Here is a 26,663-nt window from a genome sequence, read left to right on the forward strand (position 1 = left end):
CTCCCGTAGGAGTCTGGGCCGTGTCTCAGTCCCAGTGTGGCCGATCACCCTCTCAGGTCGGCTACGCATCGTGGCCTTGGTGAGCTCTTACCTCACCAACTAACTAATGCGCCGCGGGCCCATCTGTGAGTGCGCAGCTTATGCCGCCTTTCAACTCCCGGCCATGCAGCCAGAAGTGTTATCCGGTATTAGCTCGCGTTTCCACGAGTTATCCCAGTCTCACAGGTAGGTTGCCCACGTGTTACTCACCCGTCCGCCGCTCGTTCCACAGGCGCACGCCCCGAAGGGCGTTTGTCTGCTTCCCGCGCTCGACTTGCATGTATTAGGCACGCCGCCAGCGTTCGTCCTGAGCCAAGATCAAACTCTCCAAAAAGAAGTTTGTCAAGAGATTGACACCGATCAATCTCTTTCATGGCTTAGCTAAAAATTGATTCAGGGTTTTATTGGTCTTCCATCAAAATCAAATTTTGACTTCCGACCTCTTACCTCTGACATCTGTTTGTCATACTGGTTGTTTTGTTCAGTTTTCAAGGAGCAATTTCGTTGCCGCCTCTCGAAAGCGACTTAATTAATATACCATCTTCCAACAACAAAGTCAACAACTTTTTTAATTTTGCTGTTTGGCGTTGCCTCTGTTTTTGCAACGATTAATAATGTATCACGATTGGTTCTTTGAATCAATAGCAAATCAATAAAAAAATAATTGGTTGTTTTATCCAACTCTAATGAGCCAGTCTAAATGGAGATCTAAAATTCGACTAAAAAGGCACATAAGGCTCATTCGACCTTATACAGATCCGTTCCGAAAGAGAAAACCAATTTCCTGCATGCGTTATTCCAGTACCATTGTTTCCCCTATCGTACGGAGAAAATTGAAATCACCAGTTCTATAAAGGTTTATAGGCAGCAGAGCTGCTTCCAGGTAATGCGGATCATCATGAAAATCTACTGCTTTTGTAAAAAAACAAACCGCATTTTCTCCATCCGATATAATTCCACCCGAAGCTTGCTTTATGCTCAAAACTGCGCCACCCCAGGATATGCCCTTTTACCATTTATAAAACCAGCTTTCATCAATACTGCGATAGAACGGACAACCCTTTTGTTCTAAATATGCTCTTTTGACAGTTAAACACCGCATGGTTAGACGCAGATTTCTCCCTACTGGTCAGATGAAAGACATGCAATCAACCCCGCTTCAAATTAATGCAAAAGCGGGGTATCACAGTACACACCTCATCACTGATTGGTCGTCAACTACATTTATGCAAGGATAACCAAACAAACGGACATCTCAAAATCATACCTGTCCACAGAGACAATTATTTATGACGCATTTGCGGAAACAGCAGGACGTCACGGATAGACGGGGCATTTGTCAATAGCATTACCAGCCGGTCTATTCCTATTCCCAAACCACCTGTGGGCGGCATGCCGTATTCCAGTGCTTCTAAAAAGTCTTCATCCATTAAATGGGCCTCATCATTACCTTCCGCCCGTTCTTTCACTTGTGCCTCAAACCGTTCACGTTGATCAATCGGGTCATTTAATTCACTGAAGGCGTTCGCGTGCTCGCGGCCGACAATGAACAATTCAAACCGGTCAGTGAACCTTGCGTCTTTCTCATTTCGTTTAGCAAGTGGTGAAATCTCCAACGGGTGTCCATAAATGAACGTTGGCTGTACTAGTTTCTCTTCAACCTTTTGTTCAAAAAATTCGTTGAGAATATGGCCATATGTCATGTTATCATCAATCGAAATGCCGTGTTCTTTAGCCAACTCGTTTGCCTGTTCGTCACTCATCTCTGGCCAAAAGTCGACTCCGGTATACTCTTTCACCGCATCCACTATATGAAGTCTTCGCCATTTCGGTTCCAGGTTGATTGTTTCGTCGCCATATTGAATCTGCATACTGCCAAGCACTTCTTCAGCAATATGGGAAATAAGATTCTCTGTTATGGTCATGACATCATGGAAATCCGCATACGCTTCATATAGTTCCATCATCGTAAACTCCGGATTGTGACGGGTGGAGACCCCTTCATTCCGAAAGACACGTCCAATTTCATACACTTTTTCCATACCGCCGACAATCAACCGTTTCAAATGCAATTCAATCGCTATTCGCATATATAATGGAATTTCCAATGCATTATGGTATGTTTGGAACGGTCGTGCAGCTGCACCGCCTGGAATGCCATGCATCATGGGCGTCTCAACTTCCAGAAAGCCCTGTTCATCCAAATAGCGGCGCATTGATCGAATGATTTTACTTCTTAGAATAAACGTTTCCTTGCTGTCCGGGTTGGTGATTAAATCCAAATGACGCTGACGATAACGCTGTTCAATATCTTTCAGTCCATGATATTTTTCAGGCAGGGGTCTTAGTGATTTGGTCAGTAACGTGAACGTTGCTGCCTTGACCGACAGTTCACCGACTTTTGTTTTAAACATGACTCCTGAAACGCCAACAATATCTCCCATATCAGCGGACTTGAAAATTTCGTATGCTTCTTCTCCAATCATATCTTTCCGAACATAAATTTGAATTTGGCCGCTGAGGTCCTGAATGTGGGCAAATCCAGCTTTCCCTTTTCCACGTTTGGTCATCATACGTCCGGCTATTGCCACGTTATCTTCTTTTTCCTCTAATTCTTCTTTCGTGAATGAATCATACGCGCTAACTAAGTCAGCTGCAAAATGGGTTCTGTCAAACCTGCCGCCAAACGGGTTCACATGTCGTTCATTATAGAATTCGAGTTTTTCACGCCGCGCCCGCATATGATCATTTAATTCTTCTGTCACAGTTATCACTCCATTTTATCCGGCCGGTTCCGTGCTTTAGAAGGACCCCGGCTTTCCAGTAGTAAGCGTCCTAATCACCATGATAATCAGTCAGGACGATCCATCAAAAAAGCTTTGCGTATAGTTTGCAGTTAAAAAATCAATACCATCGTAGCCGGAACAGTACCGTCCAGGATGGTGATAGTACTTGTTTAAAAAGCGGCTGTTATTCGTCCATCCTGTCTCTGGAAGCTTCGTCCTGCAATTCACGTCTTGATATATGCAATTGATCGGCTATTTGACCAATCAGTTCATCCGTGGCTTGCTGTTTGCCCCGTTCGACGTCGCCAAGATTCATAATCGGCATATCCAGCTTTTTGGCCAGCCCTGCTTGCGTATAGCCCTTTAATTTCCGAAATGCCTTTATCCTTCTGCCGAGTTTTCCTCTTTCCATTGCCTTACACCCTCTATATCTCTTTCAGGAAGTGCTTCTATATAATCCTGTACACGTTTATCACCTGTTGCCGGGATGATCAATTCTGGGGCAATTTCCCCTAATGGAATAAGTACAAATGCCCGTTCCAGCATACGTGGATGCGGAAGAGTCAATCGTTCTGTTTCTCTATTTTCCTGATTATACATTAAAATGTCAAGGTCGATTGTTCGCGGCCCAAAGCGGATGTCCCGCTTTCTCCCCAGCTGTTTTTCGATTGCCTGACAAACATCCAATAATGTCAGCGGTAAAAGGGACGTATCCACTTCAACCACCATATTTAAAAAATCAGCCTGATCAGTATAACCAACAGGTGCAGTCTTATAAACCGATGACTTTTTTACAATGGTAATTTGCTGATAGGCGTTCAATGCATCCAGTGCTTTTGCAAGGTATGTTTCGCGCGGTTCAATATTTGATCCCAACGCCAAGTATATATGACTCATGCGTTTCGCTCCCGAAAAATTTCTACAGCAACTGATTGATAATGACCCGGTATGGGCGGATCAGGCTTGGTAACTTTCAGCTTACACGCCTCCAGCAGTTCAAACGAATGAAATAATTTATCCGACATATTCTCGGCAACGGCCTCGACCAGGTGTTTCGGTTCACCTTCCACGACATCCCTTACGGTGTTATAAACCTCTCCATAATCAATGGAATGATGCATATCGTCAGACCGGCTCGATGTTTTCAGATCAAGCATTAATTCCACATCAACATAAAACCGCTGTCCAAGTTTGTTCTCTTCCGGGAACAGGCCATGATATCCGTAAAATTCCATTTGATTCAATAGTATTTTATCCAAGGCTTTTCACTCCCTGCTTACCAAGCATTGTGTCCATCATTTTTGCGAGTTCCACGTGTACCTTGACATTATGAACCCGGACTATCTGAACACCTTTTGAAATGCCCAGACACGTTGTAGCACCTGTCCCATTATCCCGTTCGGCAGGCGAAACATCCAAAATTTTGCCGATAAACGATTTGCGGGACGCCCCAAGCAGAACAGGAAAGCCAAGTTCGTGAAAGGCCTCAAGGTGATTCATGACAACGAGGTTATCGTTGGAGGTTTTGGCAAATCCGACGCCTGGATCGATTACGATGTTCGCTTCTGGAACGCCGGCACTCTGTGCGATATCGATACTTTCCTGCAAATCCTGTTTCATATCCGAGATTAAGGATGTGTAATTTTTATTTGTCCGGTTATGCATTAAAATAATCGGGACGTTAGCATCAGCGGCAACTCGTGCTATATCAGGTTCCTGCTTGGCTCCCCAGACATCATTAATTATCTCAGCGCCCGCTTTTATGGCCTGATGCGCCGTTTCGGCTTTATAAGTGTCAATGGAAATTGGAATGGTGATATGTTCCTTCACCGCTTGAATCATGGGCACTATGCGGTCAATTTCTTCTTCCTGTGATACAGGATCATGGTCTGGCCGAGTGGATTCACCGCCAATATCAATTATATCGGCTCCTTGCTGCTCCATTAAAACAGCTTGTTGGATCGCCCGTTCAATTATCGTATAACGACCGCCATCTGAAAACGAATCCGGTGTGACATTCAGTATTCCCATAATATGTGTCCGTTCGTCTAAATGAAATGTTTTGGAATCAGTTGTTAATGTCATCCTGTACCCTCTTTCCAATCTGTAAGTGCGTTATCTCTAAGCATTATTCATATCGTATCACACCATAAAAAAAAGGACTAGCACTTAAGCATCCAGTGCCAATCCCTCAACGCCTGCGACCCTATTCGTCGTCATACTGATAAAGCGGCGTCGATAAATAGCGCTCGCCGTTATCCGGTACGACTGCGAGGACCTTTTTGCCTTGACCTAACTGTTTCGCAACTTTTTTAGCCGCTGCGATGGCTGCTCCGGATGAAATACCGCCCAAAACACCTTCCTGTCTGGCAACCTCGCGGGATGTTTGAAAAGCTTCATCGTTGGAAATCCGAATCACGTCATCATAAAGCTCTGTATCCAGAATCTCAGGTACAAAACCCGCGCCAAGTCCTTGAAGCTTATGTGGACCGGGGGAGTCGCCAGACAGAACAGCGGAATCATCCGGTTCAACTGCATAGAGTTTTATGCCGTTAAAGTGTTCTTTCAGGACGCTCCCAGCGCCTGTGATCGTTCCACCGGTTCCGATACCGGAAATGAACGCATCCAGACCATCGTCCATCTGTTTGACGATTTCCTTCCCGGTTGTCCGTTCATGTACTTCTGTATTTGCTTCATTACTGAATTGCTGCGGCATAAAATACCCATGTTCCTTTTTCAGCTCTTCAGCCTTATTGATAGCACCCTTCATGGCTTCTGCTCCGGGCGTCAGCACCAATTCCGCACCATAAGCACGCAGCAGGTTGCGGCGCTCTTTACTCATAGTGTCAGGCATAACCAGGACTGCCTTGTATCCTTTGGCGGCAGCCACCATCGCTAGACCAATTCCGGTGTTACCGCTTGTAGGCTCGATAATGGTGTCGCCTTCTTTCAATTCACCCTGCTTTTCAGCTGCCTCAATCATCGACAAGGCAATACGGTCTTTCACCGAACTCCCCGGGTTCATAAATTCAAGCTTCAGATAAATGTCTGCACTATCCTTTTCAGCTGTGCGGTTTAATTGGACAATTGGTGTTTCCCCGATCAGACCGGCAATATTGTCAGCAACTCTCATCCTAATTCCTCCTAATTCCAAGTATTTTAATAGGATTTATATTTAATGTACGTCGAAATCAGAAAAATGTCAATCAAAAGTGTTTCCAGTTTCGTAAATCCACTCAACATTCGTTTCATCCCACAATGATTCTGCCGACAGTGACTGATCCAATTGGTCCATCGCCAGCTCCCGTTCCACATAGGGCTTTATCTCCTCATAATTGAATGTGATGGAGGGAAGTTCACGATGGAGATACACAATGGCCACCCCAGCATCCGTCCGAAAAGGCTCGCTATATGTCCTCTCTTCCATATCCGCCACCTTATCCAGATAACCGTCAGGCCAAAATTGGCTTGTATGAACCAAAAATCCTAAATACCCGCCGTTGCGGTTCGTTTCCTCATCGATTGAATACTCCTGTGCAAGCAGACTAAATGACGCACCATTTTCAAGGTCGGTTATTACTTGATTAGCAGTCTCCATATCGGGCACAACAATATGGGAGATTTGCGTGGAAGCATGAAAATCATATTGGTCCCCATATTCCTCATAATACGTCCGTACTTTTTCCTCAGGTATATTTGTATCAGCCGTCAGAAGCGCTTCCAATCGAAAACGGTACAAGATATCTTCGCGCCATTTTTCCTCTTTGCGCTTCGTTTCTTCCGCTGTCATGACATCTTGCATCGTCGTTAGACGGGCTATTTCCCGGGCAATGATCTTATCATCAATGGTCACGTTGTTTTCTTTGGCCAGCTGTTGTACGACCTGATGATTAATCATATTCTTCAACTGTTCTTTCCCAAAGTTTTCACGTAATGAAAGCATCCATTCCTCAAACGAAACGGATTCATCGCCTGCCGAAGCAACCGGATCTTTCTGATTGATTTGTCTATCACTGTGATCAAGCGGTACTGATGTCCCAACCCGATTCCAAAACATAAGGGTGACGATGTTGGTTACAAGCAAAACGACGATCATCCCCCAAAGAAGTTTCCTGTTCATCGGTTGCTCCTTTCCGCCTTAAACGTTCGCTAACGTTTAAACACATACCTAAACACGTTCTTTAAGTGTTTCCAGCTCCTGTTCCGATAAACGGTAGACTTCATTACAGAAATGACATGTTGCTTCTGCCCCGTGGTCCTCCTCAATCATGTCCTGGATTTCGTCACTCCCCAGCCCCATGATCGCTCGTTCGACACGTTCTTTGGAACACTTGCATTGAAAACGGACAGGCAGACGACCATGAATCGTTATTTCGTCATTCCCGAAAAGCCGCTCTAGAATCTCTTCCGGTGAATTCCCTTCCCTAATTAAGGTTGAAATGGCCGGGAATCCTTGAATCTTTTCTTCCAAACGGGAAATCACTTCTTCATCAGCCCCCGGCATCACCTGAACGATAAAACCACCGGATGCCCGTATACTTTGGTCGGGGTTCACTAATACGCCGGCACCGACCGCAGAAGGAATTTGTTCAGAGTTGGCAAAATAATAGGTGAAATCATCGCCTATTTCACCAGACACGATAGGAACTTGGCCTGTAAAATGTTCCTTTAATCCCAAATCCTTCACCACACTAAGATTTCCTTCTGTCCCAACTGCTTGGGCCACATCCAGCTTTCCCTTGTCGTTCAAATCAAAATCAACGTGCGGATTTGTCACATAGCCACGCACATCACCCGTTGCATCACTGTCAGCGATAATTGCCCCCATTGGCCCATTTCCTTCAAGCTTAACAGTCAGTGAATCATCACCCTTCATCATAGCCCCCATCATCGCACTGATGGTAATCGTCCGGCCCAGAGCTGCCGAAGCAGTCGCCCAGGTATCCTGCCGTCTCCTCGCTTCTTCCACCGTATTTGTCGAACTGATCGCATAGGCACGAACCTTGCTGTCATATGCCGTTGCTTTTAGCAGGTAATCTTTCATGTTATCTGTTCCAACTCCTTTAAAATGTCTCGCTTAAAAATCGTTCATTTGCATATTTTTTTGGTAAATCAGGTAAAGGCCTTTTAACGTTAGATATTTATCAGCATAATCAATTGTTTCGGATGCATCTGTAATCAACGATGCGAGCCCGCCGGTAGCAATAACGGTCGGTTTTGTTCCCATTTCTCGCTTCATCCTGGTCACAATCCCGTCAACCTGTGCCACATATCCGAAAAACACACCTGACTGCATCGCTTCGACTGTTGATCGTCCGACAACATTGTCCGGTGCTTGTATCTCAATCTTAGGCAGTTTCGATGCTTTACTGTTAAGGGCTTCCATGGATATCAGAATTCCAGGTGTGATCAAACCACCGTGGTAAGCTTTCTCAGAATTAATATAACAAAAGGTCGTTGCCGTTCCAAAATCAATAATAACAAGCGGTGCCCCGTACTCTTCAATGGCCCCAACTGCATTTACAATCCGGTCAGCGCCGATTTCTTCGGGGTTCGGATACATCATTTTCAAAAATGAACGAACAGACGCCTTACCGATCACCATTGGTTCCAGGTGAAAGTATTTGGCAGACATTTTTTCCAACGCAAACATAATGGGCGGCACAACAGAAGAAATAACCACCCCATTGATGTCGGAAAATGAAATATTCACATGCTCCAATAATGATTTTACAAGGACCGCATACTCATCCTCTGTTTTATGCCGGTCCGTTTTGATGCGCCATTCATGAATTAATGTATCCTCCTCAAAAACACCCAGAACTGTGTTTGTGTTTCCTGCATCGAGCACAAAAAGCATTCATGACCAACCTTCCCGTATATACTTTTTCTATTTTTTCACTATATCATACAGGCTGTCAAAGAGCTTCATATAGCCAAAAATTTTATACTTTCTCATCTTTGAACAAAAGCTTAAGTTGCCACTGACAAGCTAAAAAATCAGCCTCTCAATTTCCTGAGAGGCCAACAACTGTATTATTCTTTTTTATCGTCTGAATCAGGAGACGACTCCTCATTTTCTTTACGCTCTTTCTCTCTTTCTTTGCGCGCCTCGTCAGCCCTTTTCTTAACTTCTTCATATGAATCAGGATCAGATTCTTCATCATCTTTGGACTGGATTGTCACTTTCACATCTTCATTTGTGTCATCATTCGCTGAGGTTGTGTTACCAGTCGTTGGTTCATCATCCTCTTCAGGTTCAGGAAGCACACCGTCTTCAAACAATGACTTAATCTGTTTTCTGTCCAGCGTTTCAACATCAAGCAATGTCTGAGCCATCAATTCCAGTTTATCTTTATGTTCTGTAAGAATCGATTTGGCACGATCATAACAGTAATTAATAAAGTTTTGCATTTCCTTATCAATCTCATGGGCAATCGCGTCACTGTAATTCTGATCGTTCTGGAGATCACGTCCGAGGAACACTTCCCCGCCGCCGCTCTTAAACTGCAGTGGCCCGATTTTATCACTCATGCCGAATTCCGTAATCATTCGGCGTGCAATATTGGTTGCCTGCTCAAAGTCGTTGGATGCACCTGTGCTGACTTCACCAAACATAACTTCTTCAGCCACACGGCCGCCCAATAACCCGGTGATTTTATCAAAAAGTTCCGGTTTGGTTATAAAAGAACGGTCCTCTTTTGGTAACTGAATGGCATAACCACCTGCCTGACCACGCGGAACAATCGTCACTTTATGAACTTCATCTGCATTTTCCAGCACCAGACCGATAATCGTGTGCCCGCTTTCGTGGTGGGAAACAATATCGCGTTCCTTCTTAGAAATAACTTTGCTCTTCTTGGCAGGACCGACAATTACCCGATCAATGGCTTCGTCTACATCTTCCATGCCGATTTTATCTTTATCAAAGCGTGCTGCAACAAGTGCTGCTTCATTCAGGAGGTTCTCCAGATCTGCACCTGAGAATCCTGGCGTACGCCTTGCAATTGTTTCAAGATCAATCGTATCATCAAATGGTTTATCCCGTGCGTGCACTTCCAACACTTCTTCACGGCCTTTGACATCCGGACGGTTAACCGTAATCTGGCGGTCAAAACGTCCTGGACGCAGAAGCGCCGGGTCCAAAATATCCGGACGGTTTGTTGCAGCGATAATGATAATTCCTTCATTGATCCCAAACCCATCCATCTCAACGAGTAGTTGGTTCAATGTTTGCTCACGTTCATCATGGCCACCGCCAAGGCCAGCACCACGCTGACGGCCGACAGCATCAATCTCATCGATGAAAATGATACATGGCGCGTTTTTCTTGGCATTTTCAAATAAGTCACGGACGCGGGATGCACCAACACCGACAAACATCTCCACAAAGTCTGAACCACTGATGGAGAAGAACGGCGTGCCTGCTTCACCTGCCACAGCACGGGCAAGCAATGTTTTACCTGTCCCCGGAGGTCCAACCAACAGTACCCCTTTGGGGATTTTCGCCCCAAGTGACGAAAATTTGCGGGGATCTTTCAGAAAATCAACAACTTCAACAAGTTCCTGCTTCTCTTCATCCGCCCCTGCAACATCTTTAAAGCGGACTTTTTTCTTATCATCACTGACCATTTTGGCTTTACTCTTGCCAAAGTTCATGACACGGCCGCCACCGCCGCCTTGAGCCTGACTAAGAATAAAGAAGAAAAACAGACCTAATATCAGAAATGGAATAATCGTCGTCAGAAAAGTTACCCAGCCGCTTGGTTGCTCCTCTTCTGCTACTTTAAGCGTACTCTGATCTGCAGCCGTATTCGTAATTTGCGTAATAATATCCGTGGAATCAGGGACTTGCGAGACAAACTGTTCGCCTTCACCTGTCTCCCCGGTGATACGCATGATGCCATTAGCCGGCTGCATGGTCATTTTCTCGATTTGCCCATCATCTAATGCACTCATGAATTCCTGCACATTATATTGTTCTTTTTGATCATTTTGTCCATTAAATACTCCTATGACGCCGATGACGACCAAGAATATCAGCAGATAGAATATAACATTTCTAAATATCCGATTCATTCCTTACCTCCTCCAAGCGAGAAAACTACAAACAATAGTATCATACAAAAAAGCCGTGATACAACTAATTGTGCTTACAACTTCTTTTTTATTTTGCCGCCGGTATTGCTCAGCAAAAAGGGCTCTGTGTGGGCTGAATCTTCAGTTGCCTTTTGTGGATTCAGTTTTCATTGCCGCCATAAATCTCCGGCTTTAATACTCCGATATACGGCAGGTTACGGTAACGCTCCTCGTAATCGAGGCCGTAACCAACGACAAATTCATTCGGCACTTCAAATCCGACGGTATCCGCTTTAATATGTGCCGTACGTCCAGATGGTTTATCAAGCAGTGTCACGATTTTAATGGAATTCGCTTTCCGGTACTTAAATAAATCAACCAGATAACTCAGCGTGAGGCCGCTGTCAATGATATCTTCAATAATTAATAAATCACGGCCCTCCACCTTCGTATCCAAATCTTTTACAATCTTCACTTCACCAGATGAGCGCATTTTGCCGCCGTAACTTGAAACATCCATAAAATCCATTTCCAGATATGTATGAATACGACGTAATATATCAGACATGAATGGCATGGCGCCCTTTAAAACACCGATGGCCAAGGGGAACTTCTCATCGTATTCTTTTGTCAGCTGTTCGCCGATTTCCGCGCATTTTGCGGCAATTTGCTCTTCCGTAATCAATATTTTTTCAATATCGTTGTCCATGCTGCTCCTCCTATTTTTATGCATCACTGTTTCTGAAACTTAATTGAATATAAGAACCGTTTTCAGCTTGCTTTCGCGGCATGCCTTTTTTTAAACCGATAAGCCACAGGATGTCATCATTATTGTCTGTTACAACCGGCCATGTATCCCTTTCGTTTAATGGAATTTTAGCATCAATGAAAATATCCTTGACTTTTTTACTTCCGTTCATCCCTCTCCAACGCAAGCGGTCCCCCGGTTTACGTGTCCTGATATGTAACGGAAGGGCAACCGTTTCTTTGTCACATACATAAACCATATCATCCGGTATACCCGGATTGCTCGTGACATCCGCTGCAATGGCCCCCCCGTTCGGTAGTACCGTTTCCCCAGGAAGTGCAATCAGCATATGGTAGGACAAAGGTTCCGGCTTCCCATTCATAAAATAAAGGGAGATATTTTGATAAGATCTTTCCAGTTTCAAACGATGCGGGAAATCGATCCGGACATTACCATGACGGTCATTCAATATTGTAAAAAACTGTACCTCATGAACATAGGATATTTTTTTAGGAATATCACTATACAGATAGTTCAATATTAGATGAAAGGCTCGTCTTTGTAAAGAATGTGGATATGAATTAAAAGTTCCGATGTTAAAGTGGACTGCTGTTTTCTGCTTGTCAAAGGTAACGGCCTGTTTAACCATCTTTTCAACTTCGCGCTCAAGAAATGCCTCATCTTCCTGCAATGACCGGCTTAAGTGTTGAATGGTACGATGCAGATTCGGATTTCTACTTTTTAGTAATGGAAGCACGTTGTTGCGGTAGTCATTTCGTGTATATGTACTTTCGTCGTTGGATGGATCTCTTCTTGGTGTAATGGCATGCTTTCTGCAATAATGTTCGATTGTTTCTTTTGTGACACATAAAAAAGGCCGGATAATCTTTCCGGTTGCAAAATCCCGTTCAAGTGGCATGCCGGCAAGTGATTTAACACTGGCCGAGTGCACGAGTCCCATCAAAACCGTCTCGGCCTGGTCATCCCCATGGTGCCCAAGTGCAAGATAGTCTGCATCATACGTGGTCATCTGTTCAGCCAAAAATTGATACCGAAGTTCTCGTGCTGCAATCTGTGTCCCTATTTGCTTTTCCTGTTTATAGGCCGGCACATCCAATGAGGTTCCAATAAATTCAATGTTCCGTTTCCGGCAAAACTGCCTGACATAGTCAAGATCCTCAAGCGATTCCTCCCCTCGAAGCTGATGGTCAACCGACACGGCAATCAGACGTAAACGCCATTCTTCCCGGTGCTTCCAAAAAAAATGAAGCAACGCCATGGAGTCCGGCCCACCCGAGACAGCGATCAAAACCGTCGCATGTTCTTTAACCAATTGATGACGCTTCATAAATGCACGAACTGTGTTATCCATCGCTATCCCTTTCTTATAAGGTCTTCCATAACTTATACTTTCTGACGTTACAAATAAGAAAAACCACTTATACAATATAACCTTCATTCTATCATAATCTTACGCTATGACAAACCGTCATGACACCTGAAACTCATGGCAACATAAATGATGAAAGGTAATAAAACAAGGCCGCCAGCATAATCCCGCCTCCCTCTGCAAGCGGGGCTTTGCCGGAGTCCCGGCGATCGGACCGGTTATGTGATCTGACCGGACGTCGGGCATGATTCATCGCATGTAATAAGTCGTGCCGCATCTCAGAGCTTGACTGATAGTTGCCGAGAAGCGCCTTTTTTAAACATTCCCTGTATACCCGCAACTGGCGAACATCATACAACTTTTTCAAAAGGGTTGCTTTTGGACTTGTGCCTTTTTCAAACCGCTTTGGATAATATATATTTAAAAATACCATCACGAATGCAAATAAATCATAGCTGGGTTCCGCTTTTCTTGATCCCAGCCCCCAGTAACCCCGGTCATAGAATTCTGTGTATTCCTTAATAGCCCTGCCGATTTGGGTTGTTCCACCAACATCAATCCAGCGTACTTTCGGGGGATGTGACAACACGATGAGATTCTCGGATTTAAAGTCACCGAACACCCAGCCCGCCTGATGCAAATGTTCCAGGTCCTCGAGTAATTGCAGCATGAAAATGCCAGTCCACTCATGGCCGCGCTTCTTGATAAAGCCGCTTAACGATTCCCCCCGTAAGTATTCCATCACGTAAAAAGAATACGTGCTGTTTCGTGATGCTTCCCAGTCATCAACGTCCATTAGGGAAGGCCCAAGACGACTGCCTTGGACCTTTCCGAGCGACTTCAGGACATTGACCTCAACTGTCATGGATGTGGCATTTTCACTTATTTTCAAGGCGCCATAATGGCCATTCCTTTCACATAAATAGACCGAACCAATAGCACCGTTTCCGAGCTTTTGTTTAATTACATAACGATGTTGATGCCACTTCCCGGTAATGACGGTTCCCGGTCTTATATTAATACCCTGCTTCTTCCACGCCTGGTTCATCTTCATCCCTCAAGTTTTTTAATAAACCTTTCTTGCCAAATTGATAAACAGCCTCCCGGATTGCCGGCCCGGTTGGGGTGATGCCGCCACTCGTCAATTTTGGAAAAATCGTGGAAATCGAGTCAAGCTTAGGGGACCAATCCAATACCTTCTCCATATCTTTGCGCTTGCCAGGAAAACTGAATATACAGAACCTGTTACGTCCAATGCGGGCATTTAAACTGACAGACAAATCGATCAGTGCTTCTTTAACGGTTGGCAGCTTATCATGCATGCTTGCACTCGTATCTGTCAGAACAAGTACTTCCAGATCACACGTCTCTCCCATGTCTTCCACAACTTCCATAATTTCGCCCCGTTTTTCCGGTTCAACTTCCTCAAGACTTTGTTCCGGTCCAAGGATCTGTTTAAGTTCCTGATTGACAAAACCCTGCAGTGTTTGTGTCATCGCCTGTTTCGTAACGGTTTGAACCGTCTGTGACAAAGCTTGTTTATAGACTAGCTGACTGACGCCGCCGCCTGACAACGCAATGTCTTCCACTTCCTGCAGACCCTCAGGATCTTCTGTCTGATCATCATCAAGAATTCCGATAACATTGACAGTAATCCCCTGCTGTTTAGCTAGTGCTGCTGTTACTGCCGGGTCTTCGCCTTTGTTTGAACAGCCATCCGTAATGAGTAAAATCTGTTTCAATGTTCCTTTTTTCACCTGACAAACCTCCCTCTTATATCCACTACCATCTTCACCATAAATGGCCGCCAATATACGTGTGAGGTCTCGCGAATACGGCCGCCGCATATTTACTGTGCCTGGTCGGTATAGACAGGGATCGATGTCCATTGCGGTGAATTTTTCGTCACTTTAGCCACGACCACGGTCATGTCATCTTCAATCGCTCCACTTCTCGTGCGGACGACTTCTTCTAATATTAAATCAGCCATTTCCTGTGGGTCATCTGTCTGCATATTCCGGACTTTCCGTTTCAGCCATACATCAATATTCTCAACATGTTTAGGCCCTTCCAGGATACCATCGCTCATCATGATTAAAATATCACCGGACCGCAATTGCTCCCCGACAATTTCCACATCGAATTCTTGAATGATTCCCATCGGCAAGTTACTCGCTTCAACCTTGATAATCTCATCGCCGCGTTTAATCAAGCTTGGGGTGGAACCAATTTTCAGAAACTTAACCGCTGCATTATGCAAATTGATCACCGCAAGATCCAGTGTTGCATACATTTCATCCGTTGTTCGTAACGACAGGATGGAATTAATCGATTTGATCGCCACACTCTCCGGGATCCCTGTCTGCAAAATTTGCTGCAGCAAACGTAATGTCTCTTCACTTTCCTCGTTTGCACGTCTGCCGTTCCCCATGCCATCACTGATAGCCATCGCATACTTACCTTCCCCAAGCTCAATCGTCCGGAAACTGTCCCCTGATATCAATCCGCCTCCCTTCGCTGCATGGGCAATTCCAGTATCCACGACATATTCCTTTGCCGAGCCGAATACCAGCTGGCAATAGCCGTTCGGAAATGGGGAGACTTCTTCTTGTTTAACAATAATCATTTCATTTAAAATATCAGATAAAACCGGCGCGATCAGTTTCGAACCTTCTCCATGATAATCGTAAAACGACAGCGTCATCTCCAGATCGACATTCCCTTTTTCCAGCCGATAAATATCAAGCTTTTCCAAGGCAATCCCCATGTTTGTTAATGTGTTCATAATTTGTATTTCCTGTTTTTCATGATGCTGACGTTCCTTAAGAATTTCATTTGCAAAATCATCCATGACCTCGGAAACACCCTGCAGCTGGTCCGCGACAAATCGTTTACTTTCCATCACTTGTTTCTTTAATTTTTTATTCGCTTCAAAAAATGAAATTTCCTCTTTCATCGTATCCAAGACTTTTTTCGATTTGACACAATGGTTTTCAAAATTACGAACCGATTTGCGATTCGGTTCGTTTCCTTCTGCCAAGTCATCCTTTAAGTTCTCCATTAACGAATAGGTTTTATCAAACTGCTGTTCCCAGCACCGCTCCTTCATGAAACAAGACTGGCAGGTTTTTTCAGTTACCTGGCTCAAAAAGTAATCGGTCTCACGTCTGGCATTAACACTGTCTTCCTTCGTTTCTTCCGCTGCCGAAAAGCTTTTGGACAGGGCTTCAAACACATCGGAAAATTGTTCAACGCGTTTGGCCGTGACATTACGGACTTTCTGCAGGTATTGCTCCTGCTCATTGGTATGTTCTTCTGTTCCAGGTATATACCGTGACAGTTTTTTAATCCAACTTGAGGGGGTCAACAGAAACAATACGATCGCAATCGATGTTTCCATAATCGACGGCACAATGCCCGCCACATCAGCGTAAATTGCAACCAGAAAGGTGCCAACCAACAATCCGACGCTGACGCCAATCTTATTGCCTTCCTTGAGAAGGCCGCCAAGCAGTCCAGAAAAGGCAAGCAGACTCATCTGGTAAAGATTGGCCACATTAGCGAGTGACAAAATAAGTCCCGCTACAACCCCAACAGTGGAGCCGATGGCCGCTCCACCGACAAATGCCAGCAGCAGTACGAAATACCGGGAAAAAATTTGTTCAATGGAGGCATTGTAAACTTCCCAGCCGATTGTGCCCGTCAGAATGGACGCCAGAAGGATAATCAGGCAAACAATCTCCTCATTTTTTAATGCGGGTTTAAAACGTTGTGGTGATAATAATGGAATACTCTGCATAAAGATTAATACCAGGACAGTTCCCAGAACACCTTCGACAAATAGAAGCATCCATTCATACGATGACAGCTGCCCCCAAATGGAATAAATAAACAGCCGGGGGGCCACTGTTGACAGGAACACGAACAACGGTATCAACAGCCGTTGTTTACCGGCTTGCTTAAAAATGCCTGCCAAAAAGACAAACATAATCATGGCCAGCATGATAAACACGCCATGTGTAATGGAAAAACTGAATGCGCCGGCTAAAACAGAAAGCATGACTTTCGCAGCCTTGTCCTTATGTATAAGCCAGACCGCAGCTAAAAAAGCAACAGCAAATGGCGAAACAACAGATAGGATGACGGCCCGTCCAAGCAAAAAACCGACAAGAAAAAATAACCATCCTTTTTCCAACAGGACTGTTTTCATTTGTGTGGAAAATTTGCTCCGAAGTTTTTCAAGCAGCCCCTGATGAACGCTGAGTGTTTTGGACTCCACTCCTGAAATCGAATTGATCATACAATACCACTCCCTCTATCACTCATTAAAGCACAGGATGCATTCTTTTTTTGTCAAAACAACAGGGTTGAACCAATAAATCGTTCGACTGGTTTCTAAGTGGACAAGCGATTTTCTACATCAGGTTCCGTATTCTGTTTAGTACTGTCATCTTTTTGTATAAAATTTTGGTTGACAGACAGGTGCTGCTGTTGTATTATATTTTTTGTGACTGAATTCGGCGGCGTAGCTCAGCTGGCGAGAGCGTACGGTTCATACCCGTAAGGTCGGGGGTTCGATCCCCTCTGCCGCCATCAGACTGGTTAACAGCATATCAGATACAAAAAGACAGCCTCACAAAGGCTGTCTTTTTGTATTCACTCAATTCGTTTAACGCTTTACCGTTGATGGGGTGGTTTCTTCGATAATCCGACCCTATCAAATCCGGATACACCATCTTCAAGTCTTTTCCATCATGACCACACGCCGCAGTTATAGCAACTAACTAAGAAAAGCGCAGGGCTCCTTGTTCACCCCCGAAAAGCTTAAACAAGCATTTGTAGTGGCGGGTTTTGCCACGTAAAATGACTTCTTAAGACCTCGAGGGGGCAGGCGCTGGCCGGCTAAGTTCGGCACGTCCTGTGCCAACGCCGGCACTAGTACGTCCTGTACGTCGAAGCTGGACATGGCTATTGCTGACAAAGAGTTTCATATAGCCAAAAATTTATACTTTCTTATCTTTTAAAAAAGCAGATGCCGCGTTCAAATGCAACATCTGCTTTTCGTTATATATGATCAATTTATTATCAATTTTTCATAGACAGCAAACAGCTATCCCCTTTTAGCACCTCGACCTCCGCGTTTGGATTCCGTGTGCTTCTTCAAAGAGGCTAAACGTTCATCCGAATCCTTAAGAAATTTGTTCATTTTTGATTCAAAGGATTCTGTAGGTTTACGATTCCGCTGACGTGGCGGTCTATCTTTCGCTTTCTTGATGGAAAGACCAATCTTACCATCCTTTTCGACATTAAGAACCTTGACCGTTACCATGTCACCAACGCTCAAGTGATCGTTAATGTCTTTTACATAGTTGTCGGCAACCTCACTAATATGGACAAGACCTGTTTTTCCTTCCTCAATTTCTACAAAGGCACCAAAATTAGTGATACCGGTTACCTTTCCCTGCAGCTTGCTGCCTACTTCGATTGACATAAAAAAAGTGCTCCTCCTTAGAATTTTGAAAAGTATACTTCCTATATATTATAGCCAGTATTGTAAAAGCGTGTCAATATGAGGGCTCTTCTTCAGGAATTTTAAAAATTAATTCGCCTTCTTCTGAGAAAAAGTAGTTGGTCCGTGCGATATCCAGTACATATTCCTCATCGTTCAGCAGCTTAATTTCTTCCTTCAGATTCTGTTCATTTTTTTCAAGTGCTGTCATCTCATTCTGAAGCTGTTCATATTGTTCCTCTTTTTCTTCATAAAGCGCCCGCTGATTTAAATGGTAGGTTGCCAGGCTTCCGAAAACGATTGCTACTACAATGGCAAATAAAATCAGACGGCGCTTCAGCCGCTTCTTTTTGCGTTTTTGTCTTTCTATGTAGGCATCATATTGCTGCATATAATTCGAATCCAGTCGTGTCACGTTCTTTTTCCTTAACGGCACAGGCATCTACCTCCTCTTAGACTTCTGTATCCATTTCTTACATGTATTCTCTATTATACTATAAAATCCTGCTATTTTGTGCAATCTTTTTTGAATGGATTGAGGAAGCATTCGAAAAACCATCCGAAATAGCCAGATGACCGGGGCAAGAACAATTTTAAAAGTGAACCGAATCAGCTTCAGCAGTATGGTTGCTGTCCCTACAATAATCGTTATAATCAATTGAATTAAAAACGTGACCGGTATGATAATGATAACCCGGGTTACTTTTACCAGAAAGCGGTATATTTGAACGATGATTCCGATCAGATATTCCAGTAGACGCTTATACATATTGGCAGCCAATGCCTGGTACATGGCAAAACCCAATAATAAGGCAACAAATACATAGAAACGTAACTCGCCACTATTGACTTGGAATAAGACATAGTATAACAGCAGTGTCTGCGTCAGCCAAAAGCCGATTTCCATGAAATATTTCAGAACAACACGCTGCTTCCAATAGACGCAGAGACGCCGAAACGTATCGGACGCCACCCCCAGGTAAAATCCGCCAATCATCATCGCAATCATCGTGATGAACTGCACATCGAGCGTCATTTGAAGAGCTTGCTAAAGAACCCTTTAGCTTTCTCCTGGTGATGTTCATCAACATAGGAAAGCTCGTACACTTTACCCTTGATGGTAACAAGACCATCACTCACATCCAGGTTTTTTAATTGCAGATTTTGCCCGCGGATAATCAAATAGCCCATGACCGTTTCCAGTAAAAACTCTTCATTGTCAAAACTATCAACTTCTTTAACACCGGTTATTTCCAGATTTTTTCGGTTATTAACGGTGACTGTATGCTCCCGCTCCGTCCGTTGCACAGGTTGCTGTTCATAATAATTCATACACTCGCCCTCCTTATCACTATTACTGTATGATAGTGAGGACAAGTATAGAACTATCTAAATCGAGGTTGTTCAAAAATTCCGGTGAAAATGACACGTCGAAAGAGGATCTTCTGGTCCTTTTCGCGCCCCCTTTGAACACGCACTAATCGACTTTCTCTTCACTGATGACTTTGTACAAATTGTCCGCTTCGTCTTTTTTAACGGCTTCTTTCAATGACGTCACTTCAAGCGTGACCACCTTCTGACCAAACTTAATCACCAGTTCATCACCAACCGATAGGACCGTGGAGGCTTTCGCCGGCTGACCATTAACGGTGATACGCCCCTGTCCGGCGACTTCCTTTGCCAGTGTCCGGCGTTTAATCAATCGTGAAACCTTTAAATATTTATCCAGCCGCAATTCAATCACTCTTTTCTTTTTGCCTGATTCCAATAATCATCCATTTCTTCCAGGGAAACCTGTCTGATCGTTTTTCCCTGTCCTTGCAGTTCCTTTTCAATATGGGAAAATCTTGATATAAACTTCCGATTTGTCTGATTCAGGGCTATTTCCGGGTTTATTTTATAATACCGTGATATGTTCGCAAGTACAAACAATACATCACCAAGTTCTTTTTCGAGTTCCGTCCGGTTTTGTGCGGTGATGGCCATTTGCACTTCTTCCAATTCCTCCTGAAGCTTTGACCATATATCCTGCACCTCATCCCAGCCAAACCCAACTTTGGCTGCTTTTTTCTGCAATTTAAAGGCTCTGGACAATCCGGGCAGTCCTGCGGGGACCCCATCCAGCACCGATTCACGTTGATCACCTTTTTCCTCTTGTTTCAGCGCGTCCCACGTCTTGTTAACGGCATCAACAGTTTTAGCCGACGCGTCTCCAAACACGTGCGGATGGCGATGAATCATTTTATCGGTGATCGAACGAATGACGTCATCGACGGTAAAATACCCATCGTCTTCACCAACCTGACTGTGGAGCATCACCTGAAGCAGCATATCGCCCAACTCTTCCACAATCCACGCATCATCCTGTTCGTCAATCGCTTCGATTAACTCATAGACCTCTTCAATGGCATACTCCCGCAGTGTTTCGTGGGTTTGCTTGCTGTCCCACGGGCAGCCCTCAGGCCCCCGCAATGTGGCAATAACCTCACGAAGCCGTGTAAATGTATGGTGCAGCATGGCATCCGGGGCGGGAGGGATGTAAACGGAAATGAGGTTATGAACGTCTGAAAAAGCATGATCCAGTTCTTCCAATTGAATTTCGGTGATCTTTTCCTGATCGGTGCCAGCTGCTGTGACGATGGTTACCGGATAATCCGGCGGCAAATCTTCCAGCAGCTCAAGTTTAACATGTGATGCGATAAACTGGTCATATACCTGACTGAAAACAATATGATGACGGTAATCCAAGTGACTGCGGTCAAACGCTGTCGCGTCAACAAATTGAAAGCCGTCAATCGGATCTATTTTCAGCGTCGTAAACAGGGCATCAAGATAGCTATGTCCGCCGGCGATCTCAATTGGTACATCCTCCTGCGCCAATAACAGCTGTACCGTTTTTTCAGCAAGCATTGGGTGGCCTGGAACCGCATAAACGATGGCGCTCTCTTTAGCCTTTTCCAGCAGTGTATCGGCTATTTGCTGATATACATCACCGAATTGGTCCATCGCTTCGTAAATGTGGTCAAACGTTGTGAAGGTGATATCCTCCTCTAATTGCTTAACTCCCGGATGGTTTGCTGTACGTATATACAGCGATTTATCACGATTCGTTAATTTTTTATAAATACCATATGTTAACTGATCCAAATCCCCGGCACCAAGCCCGACCACTTCGATTGTATACGGCATTCGCAATCCCTCTCTTTATGTATTCGAATCAACATCTGGGCCTATTATAGCATAATAAATAAAGATACTATAAAACCGTTGAATAAACGAAAAAAGTGCCTTATTTCTAAAAAAATAATGGCACTTTTTCCGGTTGGATAGGCGTATGGTACCTGAGAAAACATAATCGTTTGGTTATTCCATTTGTCGGGCAAGAAAACTTGAGGCTGTCTGGACTGATTTTTGTTCTACTTCTCCCAGTTTTTGACCGTCTTTTGAAAACAACATAACACAGCCAATCGGATCACCGCTGGCAATAATCGGGCTGATGCAATACGAATCGAGCTCTTCTTCCTGCCCTTTGATCAGCTCTGTGGTCGACCCTTCCGTTTCATAAACCATTGTACGGTCTTCCATCGTCTGTTCCGGCTGTGAACCGATACTTTTATTTAAGTAATCTTTTTTAGACTCACCTGCCACGGCAATCACCTCATCACGGTCGCATATAAGAACCGGGCAGTTAAGTGAATCAAACAGCGCTTCTGCATACTCATTTGCAAAAGAACTCAGCTCGTTTATCGGGGAGTACTTTTTTAAGATGACTTCGCCTTCCCGGTCAACAAATATCTCCAATGGGTCACCTTCACGGATGCGCAAAGTCCTTCTTATTTCTTTTGGGATAACGACCCTTCCTAAATCATCAATACGACGTACAATTCCTGTTGCCTTCATTTTAGGAAGCCCTCACTTTCTATGATGATTGTCCCTGGTGTATCTGTTTTTCAAACGTTACCTCCATGTGAAAAAAACACCAGTTGTGGGTTTAGTATGAATCATCCTGAAAGAACTATACATGGTTCGTTAAGAGGCTTCCTCTTTTTTCTGGAATTCAAGTGCTCCGGGGCTAAACCGGAGGAAAGCAAGCAGCGTCAGACAAACCTTCACGAACATGCCGCGACTTGCAAAAAGCATGGTCGATCCCAAATAGGCGGTCGCTGGCAACTGCATGTCTCACGCCTCCCGGTCGATATCGGATAACCGGCTGATAAAGTCCTCAAGTATGTCATAGCGCTGATGGCGTGTATCCGGACTCCATGTAAACACAATCTTCAGCTTATTGCCTTCCGTTCCAAGCTGAAATTCCCTCCCGAACTGATTGGCCAAGGTAAATAGTTTTGATCCGTCCACTTGCTGACTGCGATTTTGACTGACAAGCACTTCCATTTTTTTCGGCTTTTCACTGATGGATTCGATCCGCTGTTGTTTGGCATGTCGTTTCAGTGAGGACACATGAAATAAGTTAGCCACTTCTTCAGGGTAATCGCCAAAACGATCGATTAATTCATCGCGAAGGTCTGTGATACCCTCCGTTGACCTAATCGACTGGAATTGTTTATACATATCAATTTTTTGTTTTTCATCTTTAATATACGTCTCCGGGATGTACGCATCAATCTTAAGCGATAATTCGGGTTCGAGCGTTTCAATTTCATCAAGCTTTTTCCCTGATTTGCGTGCCTCAATGGCATCTTTAAGCATTTGCGAATACATATCAAACCCGACAGAATCAATAAATCCATGCTGTTGTGAACCCAGCAGATTACCTGCCCCCCGAATAGACAAATCACGCATGGCAATCTTAAAGCCCGAGCCAAGTTCAGTGAATTCTTTAATCGCTTCCAGCCGTTTTTCCGCCACGTCGCTCAGGACTTTATCCTGGTGATAGGTAAAATAGGCATAGGCCACTCGATTCGAACGACCAACCCTTCCTCTTAACTGATACAATTGGCTGAGTCCCATCCGGTCTGCTTGGTTGACGATTAATGTGTTAACATTTGGAATATCGACACCCGTTTCAATAATCGTGGTGCTGACCAAAACGTCATACTCACCTTCCAAAAAGGCAAAAATGACATTTTCCAGTTCATTTTCGTTCATCTGCCCGTGCGCAACAGCTATTCGCGCGTCATCAACGAGCATGCCGAGGTCTCTTGCCACTTTATCAATATTGTCCACCCGATTATGAAGGAAAAACACCTGGCCGCCGCGTGCCATTTCCCGCTCGACAGCCTCGCGGACAAAGACAGGATTATAATCCATCACATATGTCTGGATGGGGAAACGGTTTTCCGGCGGCGTTTCAATAACCGACAGATCCCGGACCCCGAGCATCGACATGTGCAATGTTCGCGGGATGGGTGTGGCAGTTAATGTCAGCACATCGACATTTGATTTCAGCCGTTTAATCTTTTCTTTATGTTTGACACCAAACCGCTGTTCCTCATCTACGACTAAGAGCCCTAAGTCGTGATAGATGACATCTTTTGATAATAAACGGTGGGTACCGACCACAATGTCAACTTTCCCTTTCCGGAGTCCTTCAATGGTGTCATTTTGCTGTTTTCTTGTACGGAATCGGCTCAGCATGCCAATCTCAACCGCTTGATTCTGGAACCTTTCCTGGATGGTTTCAAAATGCTGCTGAGCCAGAATGGTTGTCGGTACCAGAATGGCTACCTGCTTCCCGTCTGCCACTGCTTTAAACGCGGCACGAATCGCGACTTCTGTTTTGCCATACCCGACATCACCGCACAACAGGCGATCCATGGGCCGTTCTTTTTCCATATCTGCTTTAATTTCGGCAATACAACGCAGCTGATCCGCCGTTTCCTCGTATGGAAAGGCAGCTTCAAATTCACCCTGTAGTTCCGTTTCTTCACTAAATGCATACCCTTTTCTGGACTCCCGTTCGGCGTACAGCTTAATGAGGTCATCCGCTATATCCTCCACACTTGACTGCACTTTCCGCTTAACCTTGGCCCACTCACTGCCGCCCAGTTTATTGAGCTTAGGTTCTTTGCCTTCAGAGGCGACATACTTCTGGACAAGGTCGATCTGATCAATCGGCACATATAACTTATCATCACCGGTATATTTGATCAGCATGAAATCTTTGTGCAAATCATTCATTTCCAGCGTTTCGATCCCTAAATATTTGCCAATCCCGTGATGCGCATGGACAACGTAATCGCCCACTTTTAATTCTTGATAGTTTTTGATACGTTCTGCATTGGAAATTTTCTGTTTTTTGCGCGGGCGCTTTGTTTTATTCTTGAAAAGCTCGTTTTCTGTAATCAGGACAAGCTTATGCATCGGAAATTCAATACCGTTGCTGATCACGCCAACTGTTATGGTTGGCCTACGCACTGGCAGCTCAACCTGGTTTGTTACATCCGCTTCAATCGAATAATCCATGAATATGGATTGTATCTTTTCAGCGCGCTCTTGACTCGGCGCCAGAACCACAACAGAAAAGTCGCCTTTCTCCCAACGCTTCAGTTCATTTTTAAGCAGATGCATTTGTCCATGAAATTCCTGCATTGCCCTTGTGGACAAATTCACAATATTTTGTGGCTGGGTGCCTGGAATATGCCGCAGAAAGACAGACATATAAATGCGCTGATGTGTCATATTAGACCATACCGTATGCCAGTCATACGAGAAATGGCTGTTGCGCACCATCTTATTTGCTTCCAGCAGACTGCTATACCATTCGCCCTCTTCCATATCGAGATTGGTTGCGGTTTCCTGAATTCGGCTCATTTCATCAAGAATCATTAAACCATCAGACGGCAGGTAATCTAGCAAACTAGCCGGGTTCTGGTAGAGAAAACCAATGTATTTATACATTTCCTGAAAGTGCTCCAGGTTCTTTAAACGCTCAATATCATGTTCAATCGTCTCAGCCAATGTTTCTTTGGCTTCCGGGGAGCTTACTTTTTTCAATGATTCGGCTAAAGCTGTTTCCAGACGCTGTGCAGCCATCAATCGATCTTCCTCTGTGAGCAGCATTTCCGTTGCCGGACCAATGGTGATCGCTGTCTGTTTATCCAGGGAGCGCTGACTTTCCGCATCAAAAAAACGAATCGAATCGATTTCATCATCAAATAATTCAATACGCACCGGATGTGTTTCGGTAACGGGATAAATATCAATAATGCCCCCACGACGGCTGAATTCGCCCGGGGTCGTCACCATTGAAACCCGTTCATAACCCATGGATATCAAAGATGCCAGATATGAATCCAAATCAATTTCGTTATCCGTTTGAAAGTCAAGCTGATATCTGGCCCAGTAATCAGTTGGCGGCAGCATCCGCTTTAACGCCGCTACGGGAGCAATCAGGATTCCGGATTTCTTTTGTGACCATTCGGTTAATGCCTCAATACGCTGGGCTTTAAGTTCAGGACTCGCAACAGCAATTTCCGAAGCAATCAGTTCATTGACAGGATATAAATGAACATGCTCATCACCAATAAATGCTGTTAAATCATCATACAGCTGCTGCGCTTGTACAAGCTGATGTGTGACAAGCAAAACAGGCCTTTCCAATGACTCATTGAGAATGGATACAAACAGACTTCGGGCAGACCCCGACAAACCCGCAATCAGTTGCTCCTTCATCCCGTTTGATACGCCATCTATGACTGATGCGATATCTTCTTTAGATCGTAAAAACTCATGAATTCCCTTCATTTTTCCCCACCTGTTTACGTGCAAAAATGCCTTGATTGCCGTCGATCAGCTTGTTTAAGGAGGGGGAGGGACCTTTTCTCCTTGAACAACCTAATCCGGACGAACCAAAGCTTTCTGACTTAATATATTATGTTATTGTATAAAATAGTCCAGTTCATGATACTGTGGATGATTTCCAAGTGATTCTTCACAGCTTTCACAGATGGACTTGATTTGTACATCACCATTTGTTTCATAGCTGATCATATCACGTTTATCCGCAGATGATAACTGATCCAGTCCAAGCATTGATGTGTCGAGCATTTGCTGATCCAATTTACCAATCTCCTGACCACAATGTCTGCATTTATAGACAATTGCCAAAAATATGACCTCCTCGAGTAAACACAGGGTATCCTAAAGTTTATC

General features: G+C 44.4%; 26 protein-coding genes, 1 tRNA gene and 1 rRNA gene. 1 reads left to right on the plus strand and 27 read right to left on the minus strand.

The window, feature by feature from the left end; genetic code table 11:
* The 17 genes from E4U82_RS09085 to spoIIE form a co-directional block, all read right to left on the minus strand.
* Positions 1–373, minus strand: a 16S ribosomal RNA gene (locus E4U82_RS09085); the annotation flags it as partial.
* Positions 374–832: 459 nt separating this feature from the next.
* On the minus strand, positions 833–1,021 hold the full coding sequence (locus E4U82_RS09090; RefSeq protein ID WP_135109887.1) for a hypothetical protein: 189 nt from the start codon (positions 1,019–1,021) through the stop codon (positions 833–835).
* Positions 1,022–1,322: 301 nt separating this feature from the next.
* Positions 1,323–2,804: a lysine--tRNA ligase gene (gene lysS, locus E4U82_RS09095; protein ID WP_135109888.1), complete on the minus strand. Its 1,482-nt coding sequence runs from the start codon at positions 2,802–2,804 to the stop codon at positions 1,323–1,325.
* A gap of 205 nt (positions 2,805–3,009) precedes the next feature.
* On the minus strand, positions 3,010–3,237 hold the full coding sequence (locus E4U82_RS09100; protein ID WP_135109889.1) for a helix-turn-helix domain-containing protein: 228 nt from the start codon (positions 3,235–3,237) through the stop codon (positions 3,010–3,012).
* A complete protein-coding gene (gene folK, locus E4U82_RS09105) occupies positions 3,207–3,722 on the minus strand; it encodes a 2-amino-4-hydroxy-6-hydroxymethyldihydropteridine diphosphokinase (protein ID WP_135109890.1) in 516 nt (171 codons plus the stop codon). Before folK ends, E4U82_RS09100 begins: the two co-directional genes overlap by 31 nt.
* Entirely contained in the window at positions 3,719–4,084 is a 366-nt protein-coding gene (folB, locus tag E4U82_RS09110) for a dihydroneopterin aldolase (RefSeq protein WP_135109891.1), read from the minus strand. Before folB ends, folK begins: the two co-directional genes overlap by 4 nt.
* The gene (folP, locus tag E4U82_RS09115) at positions 4,077–4,910 is read right to left on the minus strand and encodes a dihydropteroate synthase (protein ID WP_135109892.1); all 834 of its coding nucleotides are present in this window, start codon (positions 4,908–4,910) and stop codon (positions 4,077–4,079) included. The genes folB and folP overlap by 8 nt, the downstream gene beginning before the upstream one ends.
* Before the next feature lie 121 nt (positions 4,911–5,031).
* On the minus strand, positions 5,032–5,958 hold the full coding sequence (cysK, locus tag E4U82_RS09120; RefSeq protein ID WP_135109893.1) for a cysteine synthase A: 927 nt from the start codon (positions 5,956–5,958) through the stop codon (positions 5,032–5,034).
* Positions 5,959–6,027: 69 nt separating this feature from the next.
* Positions 6,028–6,945: a foldase protein PrsA gene (locus tag E4U82_RS09125; protein WP_135109894.1), complete on the minus strand. Its 918-nt coding sequence runs from the start codon at positions 6,943–6,945 to the stop codon at positions 6,028–6,030.
* Between the two features lie 48 nt (positions 6,946–6,993).
* Positions 6,994–7,869, minus strand: coding sequence for an Hsp33 family molecular chaperone HslO (hslO, locus tag E4U82_RS09130; RefSeq protein ID WP_135109895.1), 876 nt, complete (start codon positions 7,867–7,869; stop codon positions 6,994–6,996).
* Between the two features lie 33 nt (positions 7,870–7,902).
* Entirely contained in the window at positions 7,903–8,685 is a 783-nt protein-coding gene (locus tag E4U82_RS09135) for a type III pantothenate kinase (protein WP_135109896.1), read from the minus strand.
* A gap of 176 nt (positions 8,686–8,861) precedes the next feature.
* The gene (gene ftsH / locus E4U82_RS09140) at positions 8,862–10,904 is read right to left on the minus strand and encodes an ATP-dependent zinc metalloprotease FtsH (RefSeq protein ID WP_135109897.1); all 2,043 of its coding nucleotides are present in this window, start codon (positions 10,902–10,904) and stop codon (positions 8,862–8,864) included.
* Positions 10,905–11,064: 160 nt separating this feature from the next.
* Positions 11,065–11,613: a hypoxanthine phosphoribosyltransferase gene (hpt, locus tag E4U82_RS09145; RefSeq protein ID WP_135109898.1), complete on the minus strand. Its 549-nt coding sequence runs from the start codon at positions 11,611–11,613 to the stop codon at positions 11,065–11,067.
* A 16-nt stretch (positions 11,614–11,629) separates the two neighbouring features.
* Positions 11,630–13,024 (minus strand): tRNA lysidine(34) synthetase TilS, encoded by a 1,395-nt coding sequence (gene tilS / locus E4U82_RS09150; protein ID WP_135109899.1) that lies wholly within the window; start codon positions 13,022–13,024, stop codon positions 11,630–11,632.
* Between the two features lie 133 nt (positions 13,025–13,157).
* Positions 13,158–14,096 carry a protein kinase domain-containing protein gene (locus tag E4U82_RS09155; RefSeq protein ID WP_135109900.1) on the minus strand — a complete coding sequence of 313 codons (939 nt, stop codon included), beginning with the start codon at positions 14,094–14,096 and terminating at the stop codon, positions 13,158–13,160.
* Positions 14,059–14,799, minus strand: a complete 741-nt coding sequence (locus E4U82_RS09160) for a VWA domain-containing protein (RefSeq protein WP_135109901.1) — start codon at positions 14,797–14,799, stop codon at positions 14,059–14,061. The genes E4U82_RS09155 and E4U82_RS09160 overlap by 38 nt, the downstream gene beginning before the upstream one ends.
* A 92-nt stretch (positions 14,800–14,891) precedes the next feature.
* Positions 14,892–17,342, minus strand: coding sequence for a stage II sporulation protein E (gene spoIIE / locus E4U82_RS09165; protein WP_135109902.1), 2,451 nt, complete (start codon positions 17,340–17,342; stop codon positions 14,892–14,894).
* 219 nt (positions 17,343–17,561) lie between these two features.
* Between spoIIE and E4U82_RS09170 the strand changes: the two genes are divergently transcribed.
* A tRNA-Met gene (locus E4U82_RS09170) sits at positions 17,562–17,635 on the plus strand.
* Between the two features lie 517 nt (positions 17,636–18,152).
* Here E4U82_RS09170 and E4U82_RS09175 read toward each other — a convergent pair.
* The 10 genes from E4U82_RS09175 to fin form a co-directional block, all read right to left on the minus strand.
* Complete coding sequence (locus tag E4U82_RS09175) at positions 18,153–18,533, minus strand: S1 domain-containing RNA-binding protein (protein WP_135109903.1); 381 nt, start codon at positions 18,531–18,533, stop codon at positions 18,153–18,155.
* A gap of 73 nt (positions 18,534–18,606) precedes the next feature.
* On the minus strand, positions 18,607–18,987 hold the full coding sequence (locus E4U82_RS09180) for an FtsB family cell division protein (RefSeq protein ID WP_135109904.1): 381 nt from the start codon (positions 18,985–18,987) through the stop codon (positions 18,607–18,609).
* A 6-nt stretch (positions 18,988–18,993) separates the two neighbouring features.
* Positions 18,994–19,587, minus strand: a complete 594-nt coding sequence (gene yabQ, locus E4U82_RS09185) for a spore cortex biosynthesis protein YabQ (protein ID WP_135109905.1) — start codon at positions 19,585–19,587, stop codon at positions 18,994–18,996.
* A complete protein-coding gene (gene yabP, locus E4U82_RS09190) occupies positions 19,584–19,883 on the minus strand; it encodes a sporulation protein YabP (protein ID WP_135109906.1) in 300 nt (99 codons plus the stop codon). The genes yabQ and yabP overlap by 4 nt, the downstream gene beginning before the upstream one ends.
* 145 nt (positions 19,884–20,028) lie before the next feature.
* On the minus strand, positions 20,029–20,286 hold the full coding sequence (locus E4U82_RS09195) for an RNA-binding S4 domain-containing protein (protein WP_135109907.1): 258 nt from the start codon (positions 20,284–20,286) through the stop codon (positions 20,029–20,031).
* A 5-nt stretch (positions 20,287–20,291) separates the two neighbouring features.
* Positions 20,292–21,740, minus strand: a complete 1,449-nt coding sequence (gene yabN, locus E4U82_RS09200; protein WP_135109908.1) for a bifunctional methyltransferase/pyrophosphohydrolase YabN — start codon at positions 21,738–21,740, stop codon at positions 20,292–20,294.
* Between the two features lie 174 nt (positions 21,741–21,914).
* Positions 21,915–22,451, minus strand: coding sequence for a stage V sporulation protein T (gene spoVT, locus E4U82_RS09205; protein WP_135109909.1), 537 nt, complete (start codon positions 22,449–22,451; stop codon positions 21,915–21,917).
* 129 nt (positions 22,452–22,580) lie between these two features.
* Entirely contained in the window at positions 22,581–22,727 is a 147-nt protein-coding gene (locus E4U82_RS19845) for a hypothetical protein (protein ID WP_167751368.1), read from the minus strand.
* A gap of 3 nt (positions 22,728–22,730) precedes the next feature.
* Entirely contained in the window at positions 22,731–26,255 is a 3,525-nt protein-coding gene (mfd, locus tag E4U82_RS09210; protein ID WP_135109910.1) for a transcription-repair coupling factor, read from the minus strand.
* Positions 26,256–26,387: 132 nt separating this feature from the next.
* The gene (gene fin, locus E4U82_RS09215; RefSeq protein ID WP_135109911.1) at positions 26,388–26,618 is read right to left on the minus strand and encodes an anti-sigma-F factor Fin; all 231 of its coding nucleotides are present in this window, start codon (positions 26,616–26,618) and stop codon (positions 26,388–26,390) included.
* Positions 26,619–26,663 lie beyond the last annotated feature (45 nt).

The sequence above is a fragment of the Lentibacillus salicampi genome, from assembly GCF_004565465.1.
Lineage (GTDB): Bacteria > Bacillota > Bacilli > Bacillales > Amphibacillaceae > Lentibacillus > Lentibacillus salicampi.

Coding starts and splice junctions, on each gene's coding strand:
- tilS (WP_135109899.1), bottom strand. CDS start 13,024: ATGGATAACACAGTTCGTGCATTTATGAAGCGTCATCAATTGGTTAAA.
- E4U82_RS19845 (WP_167751368.1), bottom strand. CDS start 22,727: ATGCAGTTGCCAGCGACCGCCTATTTGGGATCGACCATGCTTTTTGCA.
- E4U82_RS09155 (WP_135109900.1), bottom strand. CDS start 14,096: ATGAAGATGAACCAGGCGTGGAAGAAGCAGGGTATTAATATAAGACCG.
- spoIIE (WP_135109902.1), bottom strand. CDS start 17,342: ATGATCAATTCGATTTCAGGAGTGGAGTCCAAAACACTCAGCGTTCAT.
- E4U82_RS09100 (WP_135109889.1), bottom strand. CDS start 3,237: ATGGAAAGAGGAAAACTCGGCAGAAGGATAAAGGCATTTCGGAAATTA.
- cysK (WP_135109893.1), bottom strand. CDS start 5,958: ATGAGAGTTGCTGACAATATTGCCGGTCTGATCGGGGAAACACCAATT.
- hpt (WP_135109898.1), bottom strand. CDS start 11,613: ATGGACAACGATATTGAAAAAATATTGATTACGGAAGAGCAAATTGCC.
- hslO (WP_135109895.1), bottom strand. CDS start 7,869: ATGAAAGATTACCTGCTAAAAGCAACGGCATATGACAGCAAGGTTCGT.
- spoVT (WP_135109909.1), bottom strand. CDS start 22,451: ATGAAGGCAACAGGAATTGTACGTCGTATTGATGATTTAGGAAGGGTC.
- yabQ (WP_135109905.1), bottom strand. CDS start 19,587: ATGACGCTCGATGTGCAGTTCATCACGATGATTGCGATGATGATTGGC.
- yabP (WP_135109906.1), bottom strand. CDS start 19,883: ATGAATTATTATGAACAGCAACCTGTGCAACGGACGGAGCGGGAGCAT.
- folP (WP_135109892.1), bottom strand. CDS start 4,910: ATGACATTAACAACTGATTCCAAAACATTTCATTTAGACGAACGGACA.
- ftsH (WP_135109897.1), bottom strand. CDS start 10,904: ATGAATCGGATATTTAGAAATGTTATATTCTATCTGCTGATATTCTTG.
- folK (WP_135109890.1), bottom strand. CDS start 3,722: ATGAGTCATATATACTTGGCGTTGGGATCAAATATTGAACCGCGCGAA.
- mfd (WP_135109910.1), bottom strand. CDS start 26,255: ATGAAGGGAATTCATGAGTTTTTACGATCTAAAGAAGATATCGCATCA.
- yabN (WP_135109908.1), bottom strand. CDS start 21,740: ATGCCGTATACAATCGAAGTGGTCGGGCTTGGTGCCGGGGATTTGGAT.
- E4U82_RS09135 (WP_135109896.1), bottom strand. CDS start 8,685: ATGCTTTTTGTGCTCGATGCAGGAAACACAAACACAGTTCTGGGTGTT.
- E4U82_RS09175 (WP_135109903.1), bottom strand. CDS start 18,533: ATGTCAATCGAAGTAGGCAGCAAGCTGCAGGGAAAGGTAACCGGTATC.
- E4U82_RS09125 (WP_135109894.1), bottom strand. CDS start 6,945: ATGAACAGGAAACTTCTTTGGGGGATGATCGTCGTTTTGCTTGTAACC.